Consider the following 24,491-nt stretch of genomic DNA (forward strand, 5'->3'; position numbering starts at 1 on the left):
CTGCTCTACCTCCTCGCTGCGCTCGGACATCAGTACGTCACCTCCTGCGAACGGCGACGGATCGTCGCGATGATGTCCCGCTGGTTGCCGGTCGGACCCAGGTAGTTGAACGCGTAGGACAGCTGCGCGTAGCCGCCGATGAGGTGCGTCGGCTTGACCAGCACCCGGGTCACGCTGTTGTGGATGCCGCCGCGGCGGCCGGAGAACTCCGACTTCGGCACGTCGATCGTGCGCTCCTGCGCGTGGTGGACGAAGGTGACGCCTTCCGGCAGGCGGTGCGTCACGATCGCCCGGCACACGAACACGCCGTTCGCGTTCGAGCACTCGATCCAGTCGTTGTCGCTGACCCCGATCGCGGCGGCGTCCTCCCGGCTGAGCCACGCGGTCGGGCCACCGCGCGAGAGCGACAGCATCAGCAGGTTGTCCTGGTACTCGGAGTGGATCGACCACTTCGAGTGCGGCGTCAGGTAGCGCACCGTGATCTCGCGCTCGCCGTTGTCGCCCAGGCGCGGCCCGCCGAACAGTCGGCTCATGTCCAGGGGTGGCCGGTAGATCGGCATCGCCTCGCCGAGGTCGCGCATCCAGTCGTGGTCGAGGAAGAAGTGCATCCGCCCGGTGAGCGTGTGCCACGGCTTGAGCCGCTCGACGTTGACGGTGAAGGGCGCGTACCGCCGGCCGCCGGTCTCGGAGCCCGACCACTCCGGGGAGGTGATGACCGGCACGGGCGCCGCCTGGGTCTGCGCGAAGGTGATCCGCTTCTCCTCCGACCCCTCGGCGAGGTCGGCGAGCTTCTTGCCGACCCGCTTCTCCAGCGTGTGGAAGCCCTGCGTGGCCAGCTCGCCGTTCGTCGTGCCCGACAGGGTCAGGATCGCCTCGGCCATCTTGGAGTCCGTGTCGATCGCGGGCCGGCCGGCCGCGGGACCCGAGTCGAACACGCCACCGGACCTCGCGAGGATGTCGAGCGCCTTCGACAGGTCGAACGTGACGTTCTTGACGCCGAAGCCCAGCCGGTCGGCCAGGGGACCGATCGCCTTGAGCTTGTCGGCCACCGCCGTGTAGTCGCGCTCGATGACGTGCAGCGCCGGCATCGTCCGTCCGGGGATCGGCTCGACGTCGCCGCGCTTCCAGTCCAGCACCACGCCCCCGGGCTGCGCCGTCTCTCCCGGGGTGTCGTGCTGCATCGGCACGGCGACGATGTCCTTGCGCACGCCCAGGTGGGTCCTGGCGAGCTCGGAGAACTTGCGGGCGACGTGGTGGAACAGGTCGAAGTCCGTCTTGGACTCCCACGGCGGATCGATCGCCGGGGTGAAGGCGTGCACGAACGGGTGCATGTCCGTGGAGGACAGGTCGTGCTTCTCGTACCAGGTCGCGGCCGGGAACACGACGTCCGAGAGCAAGGTCGTGGACGTCATGCGGAAGTCCGCCGAGACGAGCAGGTCGAGCTTGCCCTCGGGCGCCTGGTCGCGCCAGACCACGTCCTTCGGGCGGACGGCCGGCTCGCCGTCGACGGCCACGGCGTTCGAGTGCGTGCCCAGCAGGTGCTTGAGGAAGTACTCGTTGCCCTTCGCCGACGAGCCGAACAGGTTCGACCGCCACAGCATGAGCGTGCGCGGCCAGTTCTCGGGGGCGTCGACGTCCTCGATCGCGAACTTGAGGGATCCGTCCTTGAGCCGCTGCACCACGTAGTCGTTGACGTCCGCGGCAGTGCCGGCGTCGACCGCCGCCTGGGCCTCGTCGGCGAGATCGAGCGGGTTCCGGTCGAACTGCGGGTAGAACGGCATCCACCCCATCCGCGCCGACTGGGCGATCGTGTCGGCGGTGTGCATGCCGGAGAGGTGCCCCTCGGCCAGCGGCGACGCGAGCGCGTCCGCCCGGTAGCCGTCGGTGCGCCACTGGTCGGTGTGCATGTACCAGTACGAGGTACCCGTCATGGTGCGCGGCGGCCGGCTCCAGTCGAGGTTGTTCGCCAGCGAGATCCAGCCCGTGATCGGACGGCACTTCTCCTGGCCGACGTAGTGCGCCCAGCCGCCGCCGTTGCGGCCCATGCAACCCGTCAGGAGCAGCATCGAGAGGATCGACCGGTACGTGGCGTCGGCGTGGAACCACTGGCACACGCCCGCGCCGAGGATGATCATCGAACGGCCGCCCGACTCCTCGGCGTTCGTGGCGAACTCGCGCGCGATGCGCAGGCACGCCTCCGCGGGGACGCTCGTGATCTCGGCCTGCCACGCGGGCGTGTACGGGGACTCGGCGTCCTCGTACCCGGCCGGCCACTGGCCGGGCAGGTCGGGGCGGCCGACCCCGTGCTGGGCCAGCATCAGGTCGAACACCGTGGTGACGAGCCGGTCGCCGATGCGCGTGACCGGCACGCCGCGACGCAGCACCTCTCCTTCGCCGTCGAGGCCGGCGAACGAGGGCAGCAGCACCTCGGCCACCTCCGGCTCGAGCTTCGCGTCGCGCAGGGACAGCGCGGGGGTGACGCCCTCGAGGTCGAGGTTCCAGTTGCCCTCCCCCGACTCGGAGTACCGGTGACCCAGGGAGCCCTTCGGCACGACGGTCTCGCCCGTGGCGGCGTCGATCAGCACCGTCTTCCACGCACCCTCGGGCGCCTCGTCGCCGAGGTCCCGCGCGGTGAGGAACTTCCCGGGCACCAGTCCGCCGTGCTCCTCGTTCGGCGTGAGCGTGATGAGGAACGGCAGGTCGGTGTACTGGCGGACGTAGTCGACGAAGAACGGCACGCGGCGCTCGACGAAGAACTCCTTGAGGATGACGTGGGTCATCGCCATCGCGAGCGCGCCGTCGGTGCCGGCCTGCGCGGGCAGCCACTCGTCGGCGAACTTCGTGTTGTCCGCGAAGTCGGGGCTGATCGTGACGACCTTCGTGCCGCGGTAGCGGACCTCGGCCATCCAGTGCGCGTCCGGCGTGCGGGTGACGGGCACGTTCGAGCCCCACATCATCAGGTAGGTCGAGTCCCACCAGTCGCCCGACTCGGGCACGTCGGTCTGGTCGCCGAACACCTGCGGGCTCGCCACGGGGAGGTCGGCGTACCAGTCGTAGAAGGACGTCATCGCGCCGCCGAGGAGGTGGGTGAAGCGGGCGCCCACGGCGTGCGACACCATCGACATCGCCGGGATGGGGCTGAAGGTCGCGATCCGGTCGGGGCCGTGCTCCTTGATGGTGTGCACCTGTGCGGCGGCGACCATCTCGACGGCCTCGGTCCAGTTGGTGCGGACGAAGCCGCCCTTGCCGCGGGCCTGCTGGTAGCGGCGGCGGCGCTCCGGGTCGCCGACCACGTCGGCCCACGCGAGCACCGGATCGCCCAGGCGCTCCTTGGCCTCGCGGTACATCTCGAGGAGCACGCCGCGCGAGTACGGGTAGCGGACGCGGGTCGGCGAGTAGGTGTACCAGGAGAAGGCAGCGCCCCGAGGACAGCCGCGCGGCTCGTACTCGGGGCGATCGGGTCCGACGGAGGGGTAGTCGGTCTGCTGGGCCTCCCACGTGATGATCCCGTCCTTGACGTAGATCTTCCAGGAGCACGATCCCGTGCAGTTCACCCCGTGGGTGGATCGCACGACCTTGTCGTGGCTCCAGCGGTCGCGGTAGAAGACGTCGCCGCGGCGTCCGCCCTCGCGGAACACCGCCCTTCCGTCGTCCGTCTCGTCCCAGCGCGTGAAGAAGCGGCCGGTTCGCAGCAGTGCAGCGCTTGCGGGGCCATCGGGAGGCTTCGCCATGACTCCAACCAAGACGCTGGGGTGGGTCACACGCAACCCTCGTGTCACCTGGGGCACGATGAGGCCATGCCCCGCTTCCACGCGATCGTCCTGGCCGGCGGGCGGGCGAGCCGGCTGGGCGGGATCGACAAGGTCCTGGTCCCCGTGGACGGAAGGCCGTTGCTGGCGCGGGCGATCGACGCCGTCGCGGGCGCGGGGGCCATCGCCGTCGTGGGCCCACGACGCGACCTCGATCTCGGCCGCGAGGTCGTCTGGGTGCGGGAGGACCCACCGTTCGCGGGTCCCGCACATGCGGTGGCCGCCGGCCTGGCCGCGCTGGCTCCGGGCGAGGACGACGAGGTGCTCGTCCTCGCTGCCGATCACGTCCGGCCCGACCTCCTCGTGGCGGCCCTGCGCGACGGCACCGGCAACCGGGTGGCCGTCGACCCCTCGGGTCGTCGGCAGTGGGCAGCGAGCCGGGTCATCGCGAGCGACCTGGCTGCCGCGGTCGCGTCGCAGCCCACCGAAGGTCTCTCCCTGCGATCCTTGATCGGCCGGCTCGACCCGGCTGACGTCCCCGTCAGCACCGAGGCCGGCGCCGACGTCGACACCCCCGACGACCTGGAGGAGTACGCCGATGACGACCGATGAGACGCTCGCACGCTGGTGGCAGGCCCTGACGACCGAGCTGGGCATCTCGCCCGACGCCGACCCCGAGGCCCTGCTGGACCTCGCCGGCACGGCGGCCCACTCCGTCGTGCGACCCGCCGCGCCGCTGACCACGTTCCTCGTCGGCTACGCCGCCGGCCTGGCCGACGCCGACCGGGACGGGCTCGCCGACCTGATCGCCCGCGCCGAGCGCGCCGCCGAGGACTTCGCGTGACCCACCCGTCCTGGACCGAGGCCCGCGAGATCGCCAGGGCCTCGATCCGCCCGGGTGAGGTGATCGAGCTCCTCGTCACCGAGGCGCTGGGCACCACGGCCGTCGAGGATCTGTGCGCCCTCGGGCCCGTTCCCCACGCGACCACCTCGGCGATGGACGGGTGGGCCGTCGTCGGTCACGGACCGTGGCGTCTCGACACGTCCGACGGCCCTCTCGCGCCCGGTGGCGCCCGGTCGATCGTGACGGGAGGCGTTCCCCCCGAGGGCGCCGACGCCGTGCTGCCCTCCGAGCTCGGCCGGGTCGAGGGCGACCTGCTCCACGGCGAAGCTCCCTCGCCCGGCCGGCACCTGCGACCCGCGGGCGAGGAGGCCGCGCTCGGCGACGTGATCGTCCCCGCGGGGTCGATGCTGACCCCGGCGCGCCTCGCCGTGCTGGCCGCCACGGGCCACGACCACGTGGGGGTCCGCCGCGCGCCGCTCGTGCACCTGCTCGTCACCGGCGACGAGCTCGTCGGATCGGGCCTCCCCCAGCCGGGTCAGGTGCGCGACGTGATGACGCCGATGCTGCCCCCGTTGCTCGCCGCACTCGGCGCCAAGACCGCGCACCACGAGCACGTCCACGACCAGGCGACGGCCGTGGCCCGCACCGCGCGGTCGAGCGACGCGGACCTCCTGGTCAGCGCCGGCGGCACCGGTCACTCCTCGGCCGACCCGATCGAGGGCGCCTGGTCGGCCCTCGGCGCCGACGTGCGCTTCCGTGGCGTCGACGTGCGGCCGGGGCACCCCGTCTCCCTGGCGGTCCTGCCGGACGGGCGACCCTGGCTGGCCCTGCCCGGCAATCCCCTGGCCGCGGCGCTGACGGCACTCTCGTTCGTGCCGGCACTGGTCGCCGGATTCACGGGAGGCGCCCTTCCCGAGCCCGAAGCGGCCGTCGCGGGAGCGGCTTTCGAGGGCCGGGCCGGCACCACTCTCGTCCCCGCCGTGCGCACCCCGGACGGTGTCGTCCCGGCCGGGACCAGCCGACCGCACATGCTGCGCGGCTTGGCCGAGGCCGACGTCGTCGCCGTCGTGCCACGCTCGGGCATCGCACCCGGCGAGCGGCTGGACGTGCTGCCCCGCGTTTGGTGAGTACCGTCGGAGTCGTGGACGCGACGATCTATCACCATCCCCGCTGCACGACCTCACGCAAGACGCTCGATCGGATCCGCGAGGCCGGGATCGAGCCGACCATCGTGAAGTACGTGGACGAGGGCTGGACCGAGCAGCAGCTGCGCGACCTGTTCGCCGCCGCCGGGCTCACCCCGGCCCAGGCCGTCCGCAAGCGCGACCCGCACTACGCCGAGCTCGGCCTCGCCGACGCCACCGACGAGCAGATCCTCGCGGCGATGGTGGAGCATCCCGTGCTCGTCGAGCGGCCCTTCGTCGTCACCGACAAGGGCACACGTCTGGCCCGACCGATCGAGTCGGTCGACGAGATCCTCTGACGTCATGCGGCCACGCGTCGGTAGCGGCGGTTGCGCTGCCACTGGCCGTGCAGCCTGAACTCGGGAGTGCCGTCGTCGGTGCTGAACCTGATCGCGATGTGGGCGTCGTGGACGCGGTGATGGTGGTGTGAGCAGAGCAGGACCCCGGTGTCGAGGTTCGTCTGGCCGTGTTCGCTCCAGGGGATCGCGTGGTGGGCCTCGGTCCAGCCCGGTGGCCGGTCGCACTGCGGGAATGCGCAGCCCTGGTCGCGTTGCGCGAGGGCGATCCTTTGGGCCGCCGTGTGGTGGCGTTTGACTCGGCCCTCGTCGAGCACCTGGCTGGCCCCGTTCATCACGACCGGGAGGATCCCGGCGCCGCAGGCGAGATTGCGGAGCTGGCCCGCGCTGACCGTGGTGCCGAACTCGGTGACGCCGGCCCGGTCGGTCTCACCGCGCAGGGTCTTCTCGTCGACCGTGACCACGAGCGTGGCGGCGACGCCTCCGTGGTTGCCGTACCCCTCGCGCGGCAGGTGGCGCACGATCTCGGCGAACGCCTCGCCGGCTTTCTCGCGCGGCTCCAGGTGCGGGTCCTCGACGCCGGTCTCGGTGAGGGCGCGGCGGCGCGGGCTGGTCTTGGACTCGACCACGGCGCGCAGCATGTCCGCGGTGACCGCGTCCGTCTTCCCGCCGAACGGGACCAGGCCGGTGGTCTCGTCGGGCCGGCCGATCCAGAACTCCCGCAGCTGACGCTGGGCGGACTCGTCCCTCTGGAGTTGGCTGTTCTCGATCCGGTCGGCGCGTTCGACGTCGACCACCTCGACGGCCCGGCGGGCCTTGCGGCGGAGTTGCTCCGCGGTCATCACTTGCGCCGCGGCGACCATGTCCTGCTCGACCTGATCGCGTTGCTGCGCCGTCAGTCCGGTAGGCAACGTGTCGAGCGCGTCGGTCACGATCGCGGCCTTGGCCGTCGACATGCCCGGCGCCGCCATCGCGTCCTTCACCCGGGGCGCCGCCTCGATCCGATGCGCCAGACGAATCTCCCGCGCCGCCTCGCGCCGCGTGACACCAGACCCCGTGGCCACGAGCGCGGTCAGGTTCGGTGCGTCCGTGGCGCGGTGGGCATCCCTCTGGTCCGCCGCAGCGAGCAGCGCCATCCTGAGCGCACCGACCTCGCGCTCGAGGGAGTGGAGGGCAACCGTCTCGGCCGCCAACTGTTCGGGACTCAGCGAACCCAGGTCGCGCGAGCGCGCTTCAGCCAGGAACCGCTGCCCCGATCTGAGCCCACCGACGACGTCCACGCATCCCCCGATCCGTTTCGAACTGATGTGCCAAGTCTAGCGTATTGGGCCCAACATAACAAGCATCGGGTGCCACCGATTCCGGACCCGTCGCGCCGCTTCGGAGCCGGCGCGCCATACTGGCCCCGACCCTGACTCCCACGGAAGTGAGTTCCCGTGCGCAATCCCCGTGCCTTCCTGCGTCCGCTCGCCGTCGGCGCCCCGAAGCCCAGCTCCGACGTCCCGTTCCGCCCGAGCCGGATGATCCACTTCTTCGACCCGAGCAACGAGAAGATGGCCGCGAAGGTGCCGGACATCGCGAAGAAGGTCGACATCATCCTCGGCAACCTCGAGGACGCAGTGAAGACCGAGAAGAAGGAAGCCGCGCGCCAGGGCCTGGTCGACATCGCGAAGGCGACCGAGTTCGGCGACACCCAGCTGTGGACTCGCGTGAACAGCCTCGACTCCCCGTGGGTCCTCGACGACATCATCACCCTCGTCACCGAGATCGGCGACAAGCTCGACGTCATCATGGTGCCGAAGGTCGAGGGCGCCCAGGACATCCACTACGTCGATCGCCTGCTGGCCCAGCTCGAGGCCCGCGCCGGCCTCGACCACCAGATCCTCGTGCACGCCATCCTCGAGACCGCCGAGGGCGTCGCCAACGTCGAGGAGATCGCCGCGGCCAGCCCGCGCATGCAGGGCATCAGCCTCGGCCCGGCCGACCTGGCCGCCAGCCGCCGCATGAAGACCACCCGCGTCGGCGGCGGGCACCCCGGCTACATCGTGCGCCAGGACCCGACCGGCGAGGACCTCACCGTCGGCCGCACCACGTACCAGCAGGACCTGTGGCACTACACGATCGCGCGCATGGTCGACGCCTGCGCGATGAACGACATCCTCCCGTTCTACGGCCCGTTCGGTGACATCAAGGACGTCGTCGCGTGCGAGGACCAGTTCCGCAACGCCTTCCTGCTCGGCTGCGTCGGCGCGTGGAGCCTGCACCCCGTGCAGATCGACATCGCCAAGAAGGTCTTCTCCCCCAGCCCCGAGGACGTCGCGCACGCGAAGCGCGTCGTCGAGGCGATGGGCGACGGCTCCGGTGCCGTGATGATCGACGGGAAGATGGAGGACGACGCCTCCTGCAAGCAGTGCCTCGTCATGCTCGACCTGGCCCGGTCCCTGGCCGAGCGCGATCCCGACCTGGCCACGGCCTACGACCTCTGAGGAGCCTGAGATGACGCAGATCCGCCCCCGCCGTTCCGTCCTCTACATGCCGGGCGCCAACGAGCGCGCACTGGAGAAGGCCAAGTCGATCGACGCCGACGCGCTGATCCTCGATCTCGAGGACTCGGTCTCGCCCGACGCGAAGGACACCGGCCGCGCCAACGTGTGCGCCGCCGTGACCTCGGGCGAGTACGGCCACCGTGAGCTCGCCATCCGGGTGAACTCGATCGGCACGCAGTGGCACGACGACGACATCGCCGCCGCCGCCAAGGCCGGCCCGGACGCGATCCTGGTGCCCAAGGTCGAGTCGGCCGAGCAGGTGCGCGAACTCGTCGCCGCCATCGAGGCCGCCGGCGCGCCGGAGTCCACGCAGCTGTGGGCCATGATCGAGACGCCGAAGGCGCTACTGCACGCCGAGGAGATCGCCGCCGCGCACGAGCGCCTCACGGTGATCGTCATGGGCACGAACGACATCGTCAACGAGACGTACGGCCTGCACGTGCCCGGGCGCAACGCCCTCGTCCTCACGTCCCTCGCGTGGACGCTGCTGGCCGTCCGCGCCGCGGGCAAGGTCGTCATCGACGGCGTCTACAACGACGTCAAGGACGCCGAGGGCTTCGCCGCCGAGGCCCGCCAGGGCCGCGAGATGGGCTTCGACGGCAAGACGCTCATCCACCCTTCGCAGGTCGAGCCGGCCAACGAGGCGTTCGCGCCGAGCGCGGCCGACGTCGAGCGCGCCGAGGGCATGATCGCCGCCTTCGACGAGGCCGCCGCCGAGAACAAGGGCGTCGCCACGTACAACGGCAAGATGATCGAGGAGCTGCACATCCGCGACGCGAAGCGGATCCTGGCCTACGCCGAGGCCTTGCAGGGTCGCTGAGACGTGATCGAGTAGCCGCCGAGCCTGCGAGGCGGCGTATCGAGATCACGTGACGTGGTCTCGATACGCCGCTCGCTGCGCTCGCCAGCTACTCGACCGGCGGTTTTCACCGGTTCGCGCGAATGCCCCAGACTTGGCTGTAGACGGCTGACGCCTGGCGCTCAGCGCGTCGGCGCTGCCTGATCCGTTCCAGGACCACGATTCGATCGAGGTCGGCGCGCGGTCGCGGCTGACTCTTGAACTCGAACAACGACATGGAGGTCACCTCCTCTCCCGTGGTCGCCTCCGCGTGGACGGTCCCGGGGTTCGGGACTGTGGTCGGGGCAGTGGTGTTCGCGGGCATGAGGTGGGTGAGAGTCGTGGTCATGACGCGCCTCCTTTCTGATTCGTGGGATGGGTGGGCAAAAGAAGAGCCGCTCCGGACGAGCGTCCGAAGCGGCTGGTGATACGTGTCGACAGAATCGACTAGGTCAGCAACACAACGGAGCGACGCCCGGGGGCGTTCGTGAGCGCGAAGAACTTGGTCATCGGGGCTCACCTCCTGCTGTGTGCTGTGTCACTCCGATCGAAGCGACTCATCGAAGATAGTGGACTCAGTCGTCCTCTGTCGAGGTCTCTTCGGCGTGTTTCTGCGAATCTTCTTCCGGACTGAGTAGTCCGAGACGTCGACGCAGCTCCTCGAGCAGGTGGCGCGGCTCCATCAGTCCACGTCCAGGAGGTCATCCAGGGCGCTGCGCGGCACTCCCCCGGCCATCAGCAGATCGGCTGCCAGCGACCGGACCTGGGCGGCGATCGAGGCGGTGTTGACCGTGAGCCGGTCGCCCATCGCGTGCATCGCCAGGTCGGAGGCGTGGACCAGCCGCTCGTTCGCCCGCTCCAGGTCCACGGCCGAGGCGAACTCGTCGGCGTAGATCCGCACGGCGGTCACGAGGGTCTCCACGGATTCGGTCAGACGCTCGGGCGCCCGCTCCCCGTGGCGCAGCATGGAGGCGACGCGGCGAGCCAGCACCCGCGCGTCGCGCAGGGCGTTGTCCAGGTCGTTGACGCTTCCGGCGTAGCGAGCGACGTCGGCGCGCTGGTTCCAGCGCATGGGTGCGAGGCGGGCGATCTCGCTGACATTCGTGGCCGTGGCCTGCAGCGACTCGATGACGGGCTGGGTCTCGCGAGCCTCGGTGAGTGCCTTCTCGGCGACCGCGACGTCGTGCGTGCGCATCGCGTCGCCGACGTGCGCCAGCACCTCGGCCAGTCCGGCCAGCAGCTTCTGCAGGCTCTCGTCGATGTCGCGCTTCGTGTTGCGCGGCAGCGCGAGCATCATCGCGAACCCGCACAGGCCGCCGACGAGGGCGTCGATGAAGCGCGTCATGGCCGGGTTCGACGCGCCGGCCAACGGGACCACCGCCGCGAGCAGGAGGCCGGAGTTGATCGCCTGCGTGAGCGCCATCCCGGTGAGGTTGAACAGCATCGCGACCACCGCGGTCAGCGAGGCGACGAGCGCGATCTGCCAGGTGCCGCGACCGATGGCCAGGATCAGCAGCTCCCCGACGAGCACGCCGAAGGCGACTCCGAGCACCAGCTCGAAGACCACGCGCTGGCGTCGCCCGGCTCCGGCCGTCATCGCGATGACGGCGGCGATCGGGGCGAAGAATGCCTGCGTGTGCCCGAAGGCGTAGGTGGCGATCGCGTAGGACCCGCCGGTGGCCACCGCGAGACGCAGCAGCAGCCGCCAGCTGTGACGGACGCGCTCGAGGCGGTCGCGCACCGAGACGTCGGAGTGGGGCAGGCGCAACCGGCGGAACGGGAGCCGGTCGCTGGTGGTCACAGGTACAGGCCGGTCTGGCCCTCGTCGATGCGCGGGGACGCGACGGCGTGCAGGTCGCGCTCGCGCAGCAGGATGAAGCTCTCGCCGCGGACCTCGACCTCGGCACGGTCCTCCGGGTCGAACAGCACCCGGTCGCCGACCTCGACCGCGCGGACCTGGGACCCGACGGCCTCGACGCGGGCCCACCCGAGCCGGCGACCCATCGCCGCGGTGGCGGGGATGACGATGCCGCCGGACGAGCGGCGGTCGCCGGCCTCCGTGTCGAGCGCGACCAGGAGCCGGTCGTGCAGCATGCGGATCGGGAGCTTGGCGTCCATCACTTCAGGAGTCGACGCAGCAACGCGAAGCCGGCGATCGTGCCGACCGTGCCGACGACCACCGGGACGATGTGCTCGAATCGCGGTCCGGTCTGCTCGTCGACGAAGTACTCCTTGACGCGCTGCACCTGTCGCTTGGCGACGTTGCCGGGCTTGACCCGGTCGACGAGCTCGTCGATGTTGCCGCTCAACCGCGTGAGCAGCACCTCGAGCTCATCGACGATCACGTCGGGGGACGTCTGGGCGGGGTCCGGATTTCCTCGTGCCACGGGAGTCCTCTCGATCGGTGCGGGATGCCTTGTCAGGATAGTGCCCATGACGACGCGACTGCAGCCCGGCGATCCGGCACCCGATTTCACCCTCCCCACCGATGACGGGAGGTCGGTGACCCTCTCCGACCTGCGCGGACGTCGCGTGATCGTCTACTTCTACCCCGCCGCGATGACGCCGGGATGCACGAAGCAGGCCTGTGACTTCAGCGACTCGATCGACCGCCTGCAGGCCGAGGGCTTCGAGGTCCTGGGCATCAGCCCCGACCAGCCCGAGAAGCTGGCGAAGTTCCGCGAGCGCGACGGCCTGGGCATCACGCTGCTGTCCGACCCGGACAAGCAGGTGCTCGGTGCGTACGGGGCGTTCGGCGAGAAGAAGCTCTACGGCAAGGTCGTCCAGGGCGTCATCCGCTCGACCTTCGTGATCGATGCCGAGGGCGTCGTCGAGGTGGCGCAGTACAACGTCAAGGCCACCGGGCACGTCGCGAAGCTGCGACGCGACCTGGGTCTCGACGCCGCCTGAGGCGTCGCCCGCCCCGGCCCTACGCTGGGGCCAGTTGCCGGTGTGGCGGAATGGTAGACGCGCCAGGTTTAGGTCCTGGTGTCCTCACGGGCGTGCAGGTTCAAGTCCTGTCACCGGCACGGAGCGGACGTCCCCGTTGACGACGTAGTTAAGGCTTGCCTTACCATCGTCGTATGAAATCCACCGGGGGGCGGACCGCCCTCGTCACGGGCGCCGCGTCGGGCATCGGACGCGCCGTCGCCGAGCGGCTCGACTCCGCCGGCTGGACGCTCGGGCTGATCGACCTCGACGCCGAAGGTCTCGCCCGGACGACCGCCGGCCTGGACGCGGCCCACGCCGAGGTGGCCGACGTCCGCTCGGCCGACGAGGTGGGTCGCGCCGTCACGGCGATCACCGACGCTCTCGGCCCGCTGGACGCGCTGGCGTGCGCCGCCGGCGTGCTCGTCCCGGGTGGCCTGCGCGACACGACCGCCGCCGACTGGCAGCGACACTTCGACGTCAACACCACGGGCGTCCTGCACTGCCTGCAGGCAGCGGAGCCGCACCTGAACGACGGCGGCGCCGTCGCGGTGGTGGGCTCGAACGCGGCCCGCGTGCCGCGCACCGGCATGCTCGCGTACTCGGCGTCGAAGGCGGCCACCGCGGCCCTCGTGCGCGCCGCCGGACTCGAGCTCGCCGCGCGCGGGATCCGCTGCAACGTCGTCGAGCCCGGCTCCACCGACACGGCCATGCAGCGCGACCTGTGGCCCGACCCCGAGGCCGGCCGGCGGGCCGCCCTCGATGGCGATCCGGGCACCTACCGCGTGGGCATCCCGCTGCGACGCATCGCCGACCCCGACGACGTCGCCGCCCTCGTGGCGTTCCTCGTCTCGCCCGACGCCCGCCACATCACGCTCCAGCAGATCCTCGTCGACGGAGGCGCCTCCCTGTGAACCCCACCCTCGAGCCCACCCGCTCGGCGTCCGCGCTGCGCCGCTCGCCCCTCGTGTTCGCGGGATCCGATCCGTTCGCGGCCGACGAGGTGCGTCGCACGCTGCACGCGCGCACCGGCGATCCCGACCTGGCGTGCCGCGTCCTGAGAGCGCTCGAGCCCGGCGAGCGTGCCGTCGTGAGCGCCGCGTTCCGCGCCGACGGGCCCGTCGTGGCCCACTTCGTGACCCCGCGGGAACTCGAGCACGCCGAGCCGTCCCCCGTCGAGGCGCGCGTGCACGACGTCGTGCCGGAGCCAGCCCGCTCGGCCTACGTCGACCTCGTCGCCACGGCGCTGGACCGCATCGAGGGCACGGACGTCGCCAAGGTCGTGCTGGGCCGGTGCCTCGAGGTGCACAGCAGCCCCGCCCTGTCGCCCGCCGAGGTCACCGCCACCCTGCTCGACCGCCGGCCCGGCCGCTACGTCTTCTGCCTGCCGCTCGACGACCGCCCCGACGCGCGGTGGCTCGTGGGCGCCAGCCCCGAGCTGCTGGTGCGGCGCCGTGGTGCCGAGCTGGCCAGCACCCCGCTGGCCGGGTCCGTGCCCCGCTCCCCCGACCCGGACGAGGACTCCCGCCGCGCGGCCGCCCTGGCCGACTCGGCGAAGGACCTCGCCGAGCACGCCTTCGTCGTCGACCACATCGCCGCGGCACTGTCGCCCGTGTGCGAGTGGCTCGAGGTCCCGGCCGTTCCGGAGGTGCTCGCCACCGACTCCATGTGGCACCTCGCCAGTCCGATCCGCGGCCGTCTGCGCGCGCCGGAGGACCTCACGGCGCTCGACCTGGCGCAGCTGCTCCACCCCACCCCCGCGGTGGGCGGCGTCCCCACGCCGACGGCCACCGAGCTCATCGACGAGCTCGAGGGGCCCGACCTGCGCGGGCCGTTCGGCGGGTTCGTCGGCTGGATGGACGCCGACGGCGACGGCGAGCTCGCCGTGACGATCCGCGCCGGGGTGCTCGACGGCGAGCGGCTGCGGCTCTTCGCCGGCGCCGGCATCGTCGCCGGGTCGGATCCGCTGGCCGAGGCCGACGAGACCGCCGCCAAGCTCAGCACGATGACGCGGGCGGTGGGCCTGTGAGGTCGCCGCTCGCGCCAGTCCGCTCCTGGCCGGAGGAGGCCCGCCAGCGCTACCGCGACCTCGGGCTGTGGACCGACGAGACGTTTGCGGACTTCGTCGCCGACCGCACCACCCGGTTCGCCGACCGCACCGCCGTCGTGGGTCGCGACGCCCACGGCACCGAGCTCCGGTGGACCTACGCCGAGCTGGGCCGGCAGGCGAACACGGCGGCCCACCGGCTGCGTCGCGCGGGGGTCGCGCCCGGCGATCGCGTCGTCGTGGCGCTGCCGAACGTCGTCGAGTACGCGGCCGTGGTCCTCGGGCTGTTCCGCATGGCGGCCCTGCCCGTGTTCGCGCTGCCCACCCACCGCGAGACCGAGCTCTCGCACTTCTGCGACGTCGCGGACGCCGCCGCCCTCGTGCTGTGCGGCACCGACGCCGACCCGACCGACCTGCACGACAAGGTCTCGGCCCACGTGAGCGTCGCGCCGCCCGCCCTCGTCGACGTGGCGGGATGGGACCTCGCCGAGGAGGCAGAGCCCGCCGCACCGGAGCACACGAGCGCCGAGGACGTGGCCTTCCTGCAGCTCTCCGGCGGCACCACGGGCCTCTCGAAGCTGATCCCGCGGACCGCGGCCGACTACCTCTACTCCGTGCGACGGTCCGCGACGATCTGCGAGCTCGACGAGACCACCGTGATGCTCGTGCCGCTGCCCGTCTCGCACAACTTCTCGATGAGCTCGCCGGGGGTGCTCGGCGTCTGGCACGCCGGCGGCACCGTCGTCCTCGCCCGCGATCCCAGCCCGCGCACCGCCTTCACGCTCATCGAGCGCGAGCGCGTCGACATCGTGCCCCTCGTGCCGCCTCTGGCCCAGGCCTGGATCTCGGCGGCCCGGCGGCGCGAGCCCGACCTGTCGAGCCTGCGCCTCGTGCAGATCGGCGGCGCCCGGCTGAGCGACGCCGTCGCCGCGCAGGTGCAGCCCGTCCTGCACGGCCGCCTGCAGCAGGTGTTCGGCATGGCCGAGGGGCTGGTCAACTACACCCGCCCCGACGATCCCGACGAGCTCGTCCTCACCACGCAGGGCCGGCCGATGTCGGACCACGACGAGGTGCGGGTCGACGGCGAGGGCCGGCTGCAGACCCGGGGTCCGTACACGATCCGCGGCTACTACCGTGCCGAGGCGGCCGACCGCGACAGCTTCACCGACGACGGCTTCTACTGCACGGGCGACCTCGTGCGCCGGCTCCCGACCGGGCACCTCGTGGTGACCGGGCGTGAGAAGGACCAGATCAACCGAGGCGGCGAGAAGATCGGTCCCGACGAGATCGAGACCCCGCTGCTGGCGCATCCCGACGTCCTCGACGCCGTGGCCGTCGGCGTTCCTGACGACCTGCTCGGCGAGCGTCTCTGCGTCGCTCTGCGGATCGAGCCCGGGCGCCCCGAGCCCACCGACCTCGCGGACCACCTGCGCGCCGCCGGCCTGGCCACCCACAAGCTTCCCGACGAGTTCCGCTTCCTCGACGCCCTGCCCGAAACCCACGTCGGCAAGAACAGCCGCCGCGACCTGCGCCGGGTGCTCGCCCGGCGCTGGTCGGCCTGACCCCAGGAGACCTCGATGACCGCTCTGCCCACCCTCATCGACTACGCGGCGCCCCTGCCGCCCGCCCGCGTGCTGCCGGACAGCAAGGCGCGCTGGGACCTTGATCCCTCGCGCGCCGCGGTGCTCGTGCACGACCTGCAGGAGTACTTCCTGCGCCCGTTCGACCGCGCGTGCCCGGCCCTGACGACGACCCTCGACGGCACCGCGCGCATCCTCGCGGCGGCCCGCGCCGCCGGGGTGCCGGTGTTCTACACGGCCCAGGACGGCGACCACTCCGACCGCGGCCTGCAGGGCGACCTCTGGGGTCCGGGGATGCGCGCCGTCGCGTCGGACACCGCGATCGTCCCCGAGGTCGCGCCCGCACCGGGCGACCGCCTCGTCACGAAGCGTCGCTACAGCGCGTTCGCCAAGACCGACCTGGCCGAGCAGCTGGCGGCGGCCGGGCGCGACCAGCTCGTCATCACGGGCGTGTACGCGCACATCGGCATCACGGCGACGGCCCTCGACGCGTTCCAGCGCGAGGTGCACCCCTTCGTGCCCGCCGACGCGATCGCCGCGTTCACCCACGACCAGCACGTCAGGGCCCTCGACATCGTCGCCGACTCGTGCGGCGTCGTGACCCTCACGGATGCCGTGGTCGGTCGGCTCGCCCCGGTCGCCGAGGAGTCGGGCTGGGAGGCCGTCGTGCGCGACGCGCTCACCCGGGCGCTTCCCGCCGCGGCCCTGACCTCGGCGCTGGCCGATCCCGAGGCCGACCTCTTCGCGGTCGGGCTGTCGTCGCTGAAGGCCTTCGAGCTGCTCGACGACCTCGCCGACGCGGGGGTGGACATCGACTTCGGCGAGCTGGTCCGCCGGCCCACGCTGGCGTTCCTGCTGGAGCAGGGCCGGATGCCGGCGCAGCGGTGACCGACGCCGGCTGGCTGCCGCTGACCTCCGCGCAGCGCGGCCTGTTCTTCGCCCATCACCTCGATCCCGCGAACCCCTGCCACACCACCGCGGAGGTCGTCGAGCTCGACGCACCCGTCGACCCGGTCCGGCTGGCTGCGGCGGTCGAGGCGGCCCATGCCGAGTTCGAGCAGCTGCGCACGGTCTTCCGCCTCACCCCGGCCGGGCCCGAGCAACGTGTGGTGACGACCGCGAACGTCCTCGAGGTCGTCGACGTGCCCGACGACGCGGCCGCGCAGGCGTGGCTCGACGCGGACCTCGCGCGCCCGCTCGACCTGGGGACCGGCCCCTGCCGCACCGCGCTGCTGACCCTGCCCGACGGGCGCTGCTGGTGGTACCACGCGGCGCACCACGTCGTCCTCGACGGCTACGGCGCCCAGCAGCTGCTGCGTCGGGTGGCCGACCTGTACGACGGCGCGGCACCCGTACCGCCGGTCCCCCTCACCGATCTCGTCGAGGCCAACCGGATCGACCAGGAGGCCGTCGCGTCCGACGACTTCTGGCACGCTCGGCTCGACGAGATGACCGGCGTCGTCTCCCCCGCCGGACGCGAGGCATCGGCGGCTCCGCGGGCCCTGCGCGCGAGCCGAGCGCTCGACGACGCGGCACAGGCCCGGCTGGTCGAGGCGGCCGCGCGGCTCGGCGAGTCCTGGCCGGACGTCTTCGTCGCGGCCCTCGGCGCCTACGTCGCCCGCTTCATGGGGACCGACGAGACGCGGCTCGGGGTCCCGCTGATGAACCGCACCCGGCCGGGTGCCGGTGTGCTCCCGGCCGCCACGACCGCCTGCACCGCGATGAACGTGCTCCCCGTGCGCGTGCCGGCGGACGGCACCGTGGCCGAGACCGTCCGCGCGACGGCGCAGGACCACGCCGAGGTCCGCGCCCACCCGCTGCACCGGCAGGAGGACCTCGCCCGCGTCCTGCGCACGGACGGGCGCCAGCTCTTCGGCGTCCAGGCGAACCTCGTGCCGTTCGGCCTGTCGCTGCGGTTCGGCGACGCGCGAGGTTCCGTCCGCAACCTCACGGCCGGGCCCGTGGAGGACATGACCGTCTGCCTGCGCGGCACGCCGGGCCGGCGGCGCTCGGTCCGCCTGGAGATCGACGCGAACCCGCGGCTCTACGGGCCGGACGAGGCCCACCGCCACCTCGAGCGGATCGCGGCGTGGCTCGAGACGTGGGCGGCGGCACCGGGCGACGCCCTCGTGACGGACCTGGCGCTGACGACCCCGGACGAGCTCGACGCGGTCGTGCACCGGTTCAACGCCACCCACGTGGACCGGTCGTCATCCACCCTCGGTCGGCGCTTCCTCGACCAGGCGGCCCGCACTCCCGACGCGGTGGCGGTCGTCGACGGCGAGACCACCCGCACCTACGCGGAGCTGGCCCGGCGCGCCGGGGCCCTCGCCACCGACCTGCGAGGGCGGGGGGTCGGCCCGGGCGACGTCGTCGGCGTCGCGCTCGAGCGCTCCGCCGGGCTGATCGAGGCGGTCCACGCGATCGCGCTGATCGGCGCCGTGTACCTCCCGCTCGATCCCGACCTCCCCGAGGCGCGCATCGCGTCGATGGTCGAGGATGCCGGCGCCGTCGTCGTCGGACCGGCCGACCTCCTCACGGCCGACTCCCCCACCACGCCGACGCCGCCGGACGACCCCGACGCGCCGGCCTACCTGCTCTTCACCTCGGGCTCCACGGGACGCCCGAAGGGCGTGCTCGTGGGCCACCGGGCCATCGACAACCGTCTCGCCTGGATGCAGCACCGGCTGCCGATCGGGCCCGGCGATCGTGTCCTGCACAAGACGCCGATCTCGTTCGACGTGTCCGTGTGGGAGCTTTTCTGGCCGCTGCAGACCGGGGCGACGCTCGTCATCGCCCCGCCGGGTGCCCATCGCGACCCGCGCGCGATCGCCGAGCTCGTCGATCGGCACGAGGTGGACGTGCTGCACTTCGTGCCGTCGATGCTGCGAGCCCACCTGGCCGACCGGGTCGCAGCGGCGGCCACCCCGTCGGTGCGGCACGTGGTCACCAGTGGAGAGGCGCTCACTCCCGGCCTGGTCGCTGGCTGCGCCGACGTGTTCGGCGTGCCGCCGGTGAACCTCTACGGGCCCACCGAGGCCGCGATCGACGTCACGCACTGGGAGTGCGCGCCGGACGAGGTCACCGTGCCGATCGGACGGCCCGTGTGGAACACGGCGTGCTTCGTGCTCGACGACCGGATGCGCCCGCGTCCCGTGGGTGCCACCGGTGAGCTCTGGCTCGCGGGCGTGCAGCTCGCCGACGGCTACGTGGGGCGCCCCGACCTCACGGCCGGCCGGTTCGTCGAGGCACCCGCTGAGCTGCGCACGCACGGCGACCGGCTCTACCGCACCGGCGACCTCGCCGCGTGGCGATCGGACGGTGCGCTGACCTACCTCGGACGCGTGGACGACCAGGTCAAGGTCCGGGGCCAGCGCATCGAGCTCGGCGAGGTCGAGGCGGCCGTGGCGGAGCAGGTCGACGCCTGTGCCGCCGCGATGGTCGGCGACCTGCTGGTGGTGTGGTTCGTGGCGCCGAACGCGGTGAAGGTGGACGACCTGCGCGAGCGCGCCGCCGCGGTGCTGCCCGCCTCCGTGCTGCCGCACCACTGGATTCGGGTGCCGTCGGTCCCACTCACGACAAGCGGGAAGGTCGACCGGGGAGCACTCGTCCGGTCGTGGGAGCCGCCCGCCGACGCCGGGGGCGACTCGCCGTCCGGGCTGCTGGAGCAGCGCGTCTGCGGCGCCTTCGCCGACGTCCTCGGACTGCCGCGGGTGGGCGCCGATCGCGACTTCTTCGCGCTCGGCGGCGACTCACTGCGCGTCCTGCGGCTGCTCGACCGGATCGAGGCCGACCTCGGGGTCGAGCTACGGCTGGCCGACGTGTTCGACGCACCCACCCCGGCTCGCCTCGCGCGCCGTGTCGCCGCCGGCGGGCCGGCCGCCGAGACCGGCGAGATCCTGACGCTGCGGCGGGGCGCGCCGGACGAGGCGCCCCTGATCCTGCTGCCGCCCGCCGGCGGCCTCGGCTGGTGCTACGCCTCGTTGCTGCCCGCGCTCCCGCCGGGGCTCGGCGTGCACACGATCCAGGCCCCCGGCCTCGAGCAGGGTGTGCCGGAGCCGGTGGACGACCTGGAGTCCCTCGCGAAGCGCCAGCTGGCCGCGATCCGCGAGATCGTCGGGACGGGACCGTTCCACGTCGCCGGCTGGTCGCTCGGCGGGATGGCGGCCCACACCGTGGCGGCGCAGGCCCGTGCCGACGGTCAGGAGGTCGGCGCGGTCGTGCTGCTCGACGCCTACCCCGCCGACCAGTGGCGGCACCTCCCCGATCCCACCGAGGCGGAGGCGCTGCGCGGCGTCCTGCGGCTCGGCGGGCTGGAGTCGCCGGACGGCACCGACCTCGACCGCGAGACGGCGGTGCGGATGCTGCGCGAGTCGGGCAGCGCCGTGGGCCGGTTGCCCGAGCGCACCCTTGCCGGCTGCCTGGCCTCGGTGGCGGAGGCGGCCCGCGTCACGCGGACCTCGCAGCACGCCGTGCTCGAAGGCGACGCCACCGTGGTGGTCGCGGCGCGGCCTCGCCCCGAGGACTGGCTCTGGGCCGAGGGGTGGCGCCCGTACGTGAGCGGCGACCTCCGCTCGGTGACCGTGGACGCCTCCCACGGCGACCTGGTGCGGGCGCCGGTCGCGCACGAGGTGGGCGGGATCATCGCCGCGCTGGTGGGCGATGCGTAGCGCGCGCCGGGACCGGCTGGTCGACCCCGTCGACCGGGCCGCCTTCACTGCGGCCCGCGACCTGGCGCGGGCGTGCGTGGGCGAACTCCTCGCGATCCCCGTGTCGCGCGTGCGACTGGCCCAGCGGTGCCCCACGTGTGACGAGGACGATCACGGGCGCCCCTCCGTCGTCGACCATCCCGAGGTCGGGGTCAGCTGGTCACACGCGCGCGGGCACGTCGTCGCGCTGGCCGCCCACGGCCCGTGCGGGATCGACGTGGAGCCACCCGTGACCGGGAAGCCGCCGCGCCGCGCACTGACGGACGCCGAGGCCGCGTGGCTCGCCGCTGGCGGCGACTTCGCCCACCTGTGGACGCGCAAGGAGGCCCTCGTCAAGGCCGGGGTCGCCGACCTCGACGAGGCGGGCTCGCTCGACGTGCTCGCCGGCACCGTGCGCGGCCTCGACCTGCGGACGTGGCGCGACGGTGCGGCGACCGTGTCGACCGCGACTCAGCCGATGGGTTCGAGCACGACTCAGCCGATGGGTTCGAGCACGACTCAGCCGATGGGTTCGAGCACGAACACGGGAATCTTCCGGTCGGTCTTCTTCTGGTACTCGGCGTAGTCGGGCCACACGGCCACAGAGCGCTCCCACCAGGTCTCGTACTCGTCGCCCTCCAGCTCGCGGGCGCGGTAGTCCTTCTTCTCCGCGCCGTCCTGCAGCTCGACGTGCGAGTTCGCCTTGATGTTCCAGTACCAGTTCGGCTGCTCGGGATGGCCGCCCTTGGAGGCGACGACCGCGTAGTCGCCGTCGTGCTCCACCCGCATGAGCGCGGTCTTGCGCAGCTTGCCCGACTTCGCGCCGACGCTCGTCAGCACGATGATCGGCACCCCCTGGAGCGTGTTGGCCTCGCGGCCGTCGGTCGCCTCGAAGGTCTCGGCCTGGGTGCGCGCCCACTCGGACGTGCTCGGTTCGTATTCTCCGGTCAGTGGCATGAGGCCAGTCTGCCCGCGCGAGCCCCGCGGCGCGACACCCTCGCAGTTTTCTTGATCCATTCAAGAAAACTCACTAGGGTGGAGGCATGCCCCTCTCCCCCGCTCCCGAGCAGTCGCTGCGCGACGCCGGGCTGCGGGTCACGCGTCAGCGCACGGCGGTCCTCGAGGCCGTCGCGGCCAACCCTCACGCGGAGACCTCGGCGATCATCGACCACGCACGCGAGTCGATCCCCGAGCTCTCCCACCAGGCCGTGTACGACGCGCTGAAGGCACTGACCGACGCGGGACTCGTGCGGTGCATCGAGCCTGCCGGCTCCGTGGCCCGCTACGAGTCGCGCACGGGCGACAACCACCATCACCTGGTGTGCCGGTCCTGCGGCCGGATCGTCGACATCGACTGCACGGTCGGTGCCGCGCCGTGCCTCACCCCCGCCGAGGACCACGGCTTCGTGATCGACGAGGCCGAGGTCGTCTTCTGGGGCCTGTGCCCCTCCTGCTCCTCCACGAACGCCTGAAGAACCCCGAAAGGACCAGCATGTCTGACAAGAACCACGACGACGCGATTCTCGCCGAGGTCAACGACCCGGACGAGGCGAAGGGCAAGTGCCCCGTCGTCCACAACCAGCTGCCGGCCCCCACGGTCGGTGACGCCAACCGCAAGTGGTGGCCCGAGCGCCTCAACCTGCAGATCCTGGCCAAGAACGCGCCGGTCCGGAACCCGCTGGACGACGACTTCGACTACCGCGCGGAGTTCTCGTCGCTGGACCTCGCGGCCGTCAAGGCCGACATCGCCGCCGTCCTGACCGACTCCAAGGACTGGTGGCCGGCCGACTTCGGGAACTACGGCCCGCTCATGATCCGCATGGCCTGGCACAGCGCCGGCACCTACCGCGTGACCGACGGTCGCGGCGGCGCGGGCGCCGGTCAGCAGCGGTTCGCCCCGCTCAACTCCTGGCCGGACAACGTCAACCTCGACAAGGCCCGCCGCCTGCTGTGGCCCGTCAAGCAGAAGTACGGCCAGAAGATCAGCTGGGCCGACCTGATGATCCTCGCGGGCAACGTCTCGCTGGAGACCATGGGCTTCGCCACCTTCGGCTTCGCCGGCGGTCGTGAGGACGTGTGGGAGGCCGACCAGGACGTGTACTGGGGCGCCGAGACCGAGTGGCTGGGCGACGAGCATCGCTACAGCGGCGACCGTGACCTCGAGAACCCGCTCGCCGCGGTGCAGATGGGCCTGATCTACGTCAACCCCGAGGGCCCCGCCGGTCACCCCGACCCCGTGGCCTCCGCGCGCGACATCCGCGAGACGTTCGGCCGCATGGCGATGAACGACGAGGAGACCGTCGCCCTGATCGCCGGCGGCCACACCTTCGGCAAGACGCACGGTGCGGCCGAGGCCGACCACCTGCAGCCCGAGCCCGAGGGCGCGCCCATCGAGCAGCTGGGCCTGGGCTGGAAGAACACCCACGGCACCGGCCACGGCGCCGACACCATCACGTCGGGCCTCGAGGTCACCTGGACCTACCACCCGACGCGCTGGGACAACGAGTTCTTCCACATCCTGTTCGCCTACGAGTGGGAGCTGTTCACGTCCCCCGCCGGTGCGCACCAGTGGCGTCCGGTCAACGGCATGGGCGAGGACATGGTCCCCGAGGCGCACGGCTCCGGCCGCCGCGAGCCCCGCATGCTGACGTCGGACATCGCGCTGCGCGAGGATCCCGCCTACCGCGAGATCTCCCTGCGGTTCAAGAACGACCCCGTGGCCTTCGGCGATGCGTTCGCCCGCGCCTGGTTCAAGCTGACGCACCGCGACATGGGCCCCAAGGCCCGGTACCTCGGTCCCGAGGTCCCGCAGGAGGACCTGCTGTGGCAGGACCCGCTGCCGGCGGGGGAGGGCGAGGTCATCGGCGACGCCGACGTGGCCGCGCTCAAGGCGAAGGTCCTCGAGACCGGCCTGACCGTCTCCGAGCTCGTCGCCACCACCTGGGCGGCCGCGTCGTCCTTCCGTGGCAGCGACAAGCGCGGTGGCCTCAACGGCGCCCGCATCCGCCTCGCGCCGCAGAACGGCTGGGCCGTCAACAACCCGGCGCAGCTCGCGAAGGTCATCTCGGTCCTGCAGGGCATCGCCGACGGCTACGACACGAAGGTCTCGCTGGCCGACGTCATCGCGATCGCCGGTGCTGCCGCGATCGAGCAGGCCGCGCGTGAGGGCGGCGTGGAGATCACGGTGCCGGTCACCGTGGGCCGCGTCGACGCGAGCGCCGAGGAGACCGACGTCGAGTCCTTCGGCTACCTCGAGCCGCGTCACGACGGGTTCCGCAACTACCAGGGCAAGGGCGGCATGCCGGCCGAGTACGAGCTCATCGACCGCGCGAACCTGCTGACCCTGACCGCTCCGGAGACCACCGTGCTGGTGGGTGGCCTGCGCGTCCTGGGTGCGAACTACGACGGCTCGGACCTCGGTGTCCTCACCGACCGTGTCGGCGCGCTGACGAACGACTTCTTCGTCAACCTGCTCGACATCGACACCGAGTGGACCGCCACCGACGAGACGAGCACGCAGTTCGCCACGAAGGACGGCCGCTGGACCGGCACCCGCGCCGACCTGGTGTTCGGCTCGAACTCCGAGCTGCGCGCGCTGGCCGAGGTCTACGCCAGCGCCGACGCGAAGGAGAAGTTCGTGAAGGACTTCGTCGCCGCGTGGACCAAGGTCGTAGACCTGGACCGCTACGACCTCGTCTGAGGCACGTCCGCCACGACGCCCCCGGGATCCCCCGGGGGCGTCGTGCGTCTCGCCCCGCCGCCCCCTCTCCACTTTTGGAAACGGTTTCACC

The 24,491-nt window shown here is 72.2% G+C and carries 22 protein-coding genes and 1 tRNA gene; 16 read left to right on the plus strand and 7 right to left on the minus strand.

Annotation, left to right across the window (positions count from 1 at the left end; translation table 11 throughout):
• Window positions 1-29 precede the first annotated feature (29 nt).
• Entirely contained in the window at window positions 30-3,731 is a 3,702-nt protein-coding gene (locus B5D60_RS03030) for a nitrate reductase subunit alpha (RefSeq protein WP_078698786.1), read from the minus strand.
• A gap of 66 nt (window positions 3,732-3,797) precedes the next feature.
• On the opposite strand from B5D60_RS03030, the gene mobA reads away from it, so the two are divergent.
• The 4 genes from mobA to arsC are packed head-to-tail and all read left to right on the plus strand — an operon-like array spanning window position 3,798 to window position 6,076.
• Entirely contained in the window at window positions 3,798-4,361 is a 564-nt protein-coding gene (mobA, locus tag B5D60_RS03035) for a molybdenum cofactor guanylyltransferase (protein ID WP_078698787.1), read from the plus strand.
• The gene (locus B5D60_RS17010; protein WP_153302853.1) at window positions 4,348-4,593 is read left to right on the plus strand and encodes a DUF6457 domain-containing protein; all 246 of its coding nucleotides are present in this window, start codon (window positions 4,348-4,350) and stop codon (window positions 4,591-4,593) included. Before mobA ends, B5D60_RS17010 begins: the two co-directional genes overlap by 14 nt.
• Window positions 4,590-5,720 carry a molybdopterin molybdotransferase MoeA gene (locus B5D60_RS03040; RefSeq protein ID WP_153302854.1) on the plus strand — a complete coding sequence of 377 codons (1,131 nt, stop codon included), beginning with the start codon at window positions 4,590-4,592 and terminating at the stop codon, window positions 5,718-5,720. The genes B5D60_RS17010 and B5D60_RS03040 overlap by 4 nt, the downstream gene beginning before the upstream one ends.
• Window positions 5,721-5,734: 14 nt before the next feature.
• Window positions 5,735-6,076: an arsenate reductase (glutaredoxin) gene (gene arsC / locus B5D60_RS03045; protein ID WP_078698789.1), complete on the plus strand. Its 342-nt coding sequence runs from the start codon at window positions 5,735-5,737 to the stop codon at window positions 6,074-6,076.
• Between the two features lie 2 nt (window positions 6,077-6,078).
• Here the strand turns inward: arsC and B5D60_RS03050 are convergent, their stop codons facing one another.
• Window positions 6,079-7,353, minus strand: a complete 1,275-nt coding sequence (locus B5D60_RS03050; protein WP_153302855.1) for an HNH endonuclease signature motif containing protein — start codon at window positions 7,351-7,353, stop codon at window positions 6,079-6,081.
• A 156-nt stretch (window positions 7,354-7,509) separates the two neighbouring features.
• Here B5D60_RS03050 and B5D60_RS03055 point away from each other — a divergent pair, with 156 nt between their 5' ends.
• Together B5D60_RS03055 and B5D60_RS03060 are read left to right on the plus strand one after the other, a co-directional pair.
• Entirely contained in the window at window positions 7,510-8,559 is a 1,050-nt protein-coding gene (locus B5D60_RS03055; RefSeq protein WP_078698791.1) for an HpcH/HpaI aldolase/citrate lyase family protein, read from the plus strand.
• A gap of 10 nt (window positions 8,560-8,569) precedes the next feature.
• The gene (locus B5D60_RS03060) at window positions 8,570-9,439 is read left to right on the plus strand and encodes an HpcH/HpaI aldolase/citrate lyase family protein (RefSeq protein WP_078698792.1); all 870 of its coding nucleotides are present in this window, start codon (window positions 8,570-8,572) and stop codon (window positions 9,437-9,439) included.
• 106 nt (window positions 9,440-9,545) lie between these two features.
• Here the strand turns inward: B5D60_RS03060 and B5D60_RS03065 are convergent, their stop codons facing one another.
• The 4 genes from B5D60_RS03065 to B5D60_RS03080 all read right to left on the minus strand — a co-directional run bounded on the left by B5D60_RS03065 (window position 9,546) and on the right by B5D60_RS03080 (window position 11,844).
• Window positions 9,546-9,806 (minus strand): hypothetical protein, encoded by a 261-nt coding sequence (locus B5D60_RS03065; RefSeq protein WP_078698793.1) that lies wholly within the window; start codon window positions 9,804-9,806, stop codon window positions 9,546-9,548.
• 333 nt (window positions 9,807-10,139) lie between these two features.
• Window positions 10,140-11,258 (minus strand): FUSC family protein, encoded by a 1,119-nt coding sequence (locus B5D60_RS03070; RefSeq protein WP_078698794.1) that lies wholly within the window; start codon window positions 11,256-11,258, stop codon window positions 10,140-10,142.
• Complete coding sequence (locus B5D60_RS03075; RefSeq protein ID WP_078698795.1) at window positions 11,255-11,575, minus strand: GroES family chaperonin; 321 nt, start codon at window positions 11,573-11,575, stop codon at window positions 11,255-11,257. The genes B5D60_RS03070 and B5D60_RS03075 overlap by 4 nt, the downstream gene beginning before the upstream one ends.
• On the minus strand, window positions 11,575-11,844 hold the full coding sequence (locus B5D60_RS03080) for a DUF3618 domain-containing protein (protein WP_172806244.1): 270 nt from the start codon (window positions 11,842-11,844) through the stop codon (window positions 11,575-11,577). The genes B5D60_RS03075 and B5D60_RS03080 overlap by 1 nt, the downstream gene beginning before the upstream one ends.
• A gap of 46 nt (window positions 11,845-11,890) precedes the next feature.
• Between B5D60_RS03080 and bcp the strand changes: the two genes are divergently transcribed.
• The 8 genes from bcp (at window position 11,891) to B5D60_RS03120 (ending at window position 21,286) form a co-directional block, all read left to right on the plus strand.
• Window positions 11,891-12,367: a thioredoxin-dependent thiol peroxidase gene (gene bcp / locus B5D60_RS03085; protein WP_078698797.1), complete on the plus strand. Its 477-nt coding sequence runs from the start codon at window positions 11,891-11,893 to the stop codon at window positions 12,365-12,367.
• Between the two features lie 36 nt (window positions 12,368-12,403).
• Window positions 12,404-12,486 (plus strand) — tRNA-Leu (locus tag B5D60_RS03090).
• 54 nt (window positions 12,487-12,540) lie between these two features.
• Entirely contained in the window at window positions 12,541-13,299 is a 759-nt protein-coding gene (locus tag B5D60_RS03095; protein ID WP_078698798.1) for an SDR family oxidoreductase, read from the plus strand.
• Window positions 13,296-14,414, plus strand: a complete 1,119-nt coding sequence (locus tag B5D60_RS03100) for an isochorismate synthase (RefSeq protein ID WP_078698799.1) — start codon at window positions 13,296-13,298, stop codon at window positions 14,412-14,414. Before B5D60_RS03095 ends, B5D60_RS03100 begins: the two co-directional genes overlap by 4 nt.
• Entirely contained in the window at window positions 14,411-15,994 is a 1,584-nt protein-coding gene (locus B5D60_RS03105) for a (2,3-dihydroxybenzoyl)adenylate synthase (RefSeq protein WP_078698800.1), read from the plus strand. The genes B5D60_RS03100 and B5D60_RS03105 overlap by 4 nt, the downstream gene beginning before the upstream one ends.
• Before the next feature lie 15 nt (window positions 15,995-16,009).
• Window positions 16,010-16,900 (plus strand): isochorismatase family protein, encoded by an 891-nt coding sequence (locus B5D60_RS03110; protein WP_078698801.1) that lies wholly within the window; start codon window positions 16,010-16,012, stop codon window positions 16,898-16,900.
• Window positions 16,897-20,682 (plus strand): non-ribosomal peptide synthetase, encoded by a 3,786-nt coding sequence (locus B5D60_RS03115; protein ID WP_153302856.1) that lies wholly within the window; start codon window positions 16,897-16,899, stop codon window positions 20,680-20,682. Before B5D60_RS03110 ends, B5D60_RS03115 begins: the two co-directional genes overlap by 4 nt.
• Window positions 20,675-21,286: a 4'-phosphopantetheinyl transferase family protein gene (locus B5D60_RS03120; RefSeq protein ID WP_078698803.1), complete on the plus strand. Its 612-nt coding sequence runs from the start codon at window positions 20,675-20,677 to the stop codon at window positions 21,284-21,286. Before B5D60_RS03115 ends, B5D60_RS03120 begins: the two co-directional genes overlap by 8 nt.
• On the opposite strand, the gene B5D60_RS03125 is transcribed toward B5D60_RS03120, so the two are convergent.
• On the minus strand, window positions 21,220-21,657 hold the full coding sequence (locus B5D60_RS03125) for a nitroreductase family deazaflavin-dependent oxidoreductase (RefSeq protein ID WP_078698804.1): 438 nt from the start codon (window positions 21,655-21,657) through the stop codon (window positions 21,220-21,222). The two genes, B5D60_RS03120 and B5D60_RS03125, sit on opposite strands and share 67 nt — an antisense overlap.
• An 86-nt stretch (window positions 21,658-21,743) precedes the next feature.
• On the opposite strand from B5D60_RS03125, the gene B5D60_RS03130 reads away from it, so the two are divergent.
• Both B5D60_RS03130 and katG read left to right on the plus strand, forming a co-directional pair.
• A complete protein-coding gene (locus tag B5D60_RS03130; RefSeq protein WP_078698805.1) occupies window positions 21,744-22,172 on the plus strand; it encodes a Fur family transcriptional regulator in 429 nt (142 codons plus the stop codon).
• A 20-nt stretch (window positions 22,173-22,192) separates the two neighbouring features.
• Window positions 22,193-24,400 carry a catalase/peroxidase HPI gene (gene katG / locus B5D60_RS03135; RefSeq protein ID WP_078698806.1) on the plus strand — a complete coding sequence of 736 codons (2,208 nt, stop codon included), beginning with the start codon at window positions 22,193-22,195 and terminating at the stop codon, window positions 24,398-24,400.
• The last annotated feature ends 91 nt before the right edge of the window (window positions 24,401-24,491 follow it).

The organism is Aeromicrobium choanae (assembly GCF_900167475.1).
Classification (GTDB): Bacteria; Actinomycetota; Actinomycetes; order Propionibacteriales; family Nocardioidaceae; genus Aeromicrobium; species Aeromicrobium choanae.

Excerpts from the sequence above, each read along its gene's own strand:
- B5D60_RS03030 (WP_078698786.1), bottom strand. The coding sequence starts at position 3,731 with ATGGCGAAGCCTCCCGATGGCCCCGCAAGCGCTGCACTGCTGCGAACC.
- mobA (WP_078698787.1), top strand. The coding sequence starts at position 3,798 with ATGCCCCGCTTCCACGCGATCGTCCTGGCCGGCGGGCGGGCGAGCCGG.
- B5D60_RS17010 (WP_153302853.1), top strand. The coding sequence starts at position 4,348 with ATGACGACCGATGAGACGCTCGCACGCTGGTGGCAGGCCCTGACGACC.
- B5D60_RS03060 (WP_078698792.1), top strand. The coding sequence starts at position 8,570 with ATGACGCAGATCCGCCCCCGCCGTTCCGTCCTCTACATGCCGGGCGCC.
- B5D60_RS03065 (WP_078698793.1), bottom strand. The coding sequence starts at position 9,806 with ATGACCACGACTCTCACCCACCTCATGCCCGCGAACACCACTGCCCCG.
- B5D60_RS03075 (WP_078698795.1), bottom strand. The coding sequence starts at position 11,575 with ATGGACGCCAAGCTCCCGATCCGCATGCTGCACGACCGGCTCCTGGTC.
- bcp (WP_078698797.1), top strand. The coding sequence starts at position 11,891 with ATGACGACGCGACTGCAGCCCGGCGATCCGGCACCCGATTTCACCCTC.
- B5D60_RS03095 (WP_078698798.1), top strand. The coding sequence starts at position 12,541 with ATGAAATCCACCGGGGGGCGGACCGCCCTCGTCACGGGCGCCGCGTCG.
- B5D60_RS03110 (WP_078698801.1), top strand. The coding sequence starts at position 16,010 with ATGACCGCTCTGCCCACCCTCATCGACTACGCGGCGCCCCTGCCGCCC.
- B5D60_RS03120 (WP_078698803.1), top strand. The coding sequence starts at position 20,675 with ATGCGTAGCGCGCGCCGGGACCGGCTGGTCGACCCCGTCGACCGGGCC.
- B5D60_RS03125 (WP_078698804.1), bottom strand. The coding sequence starts at position 21,657 with ATGCCACTGACCGGAGAATACGAACCGAGCACGTCCGAGTGGGCGCGC.
- B5D60_RS03130 (WP_078698805.1), top strand. The coding sequence starts at position 21,744 with ATGCCCCTCTCCCCCGCTCCCGAGCAGTCGCTGCGCGACGCCGGGCTG.
- katG (WP_078698806.1), top strand. The coding sequence starts at position 22,193 with ATGTCTGACAAGAACCACGACGACGCGATTCTCGCCGAGGTCAACGAC.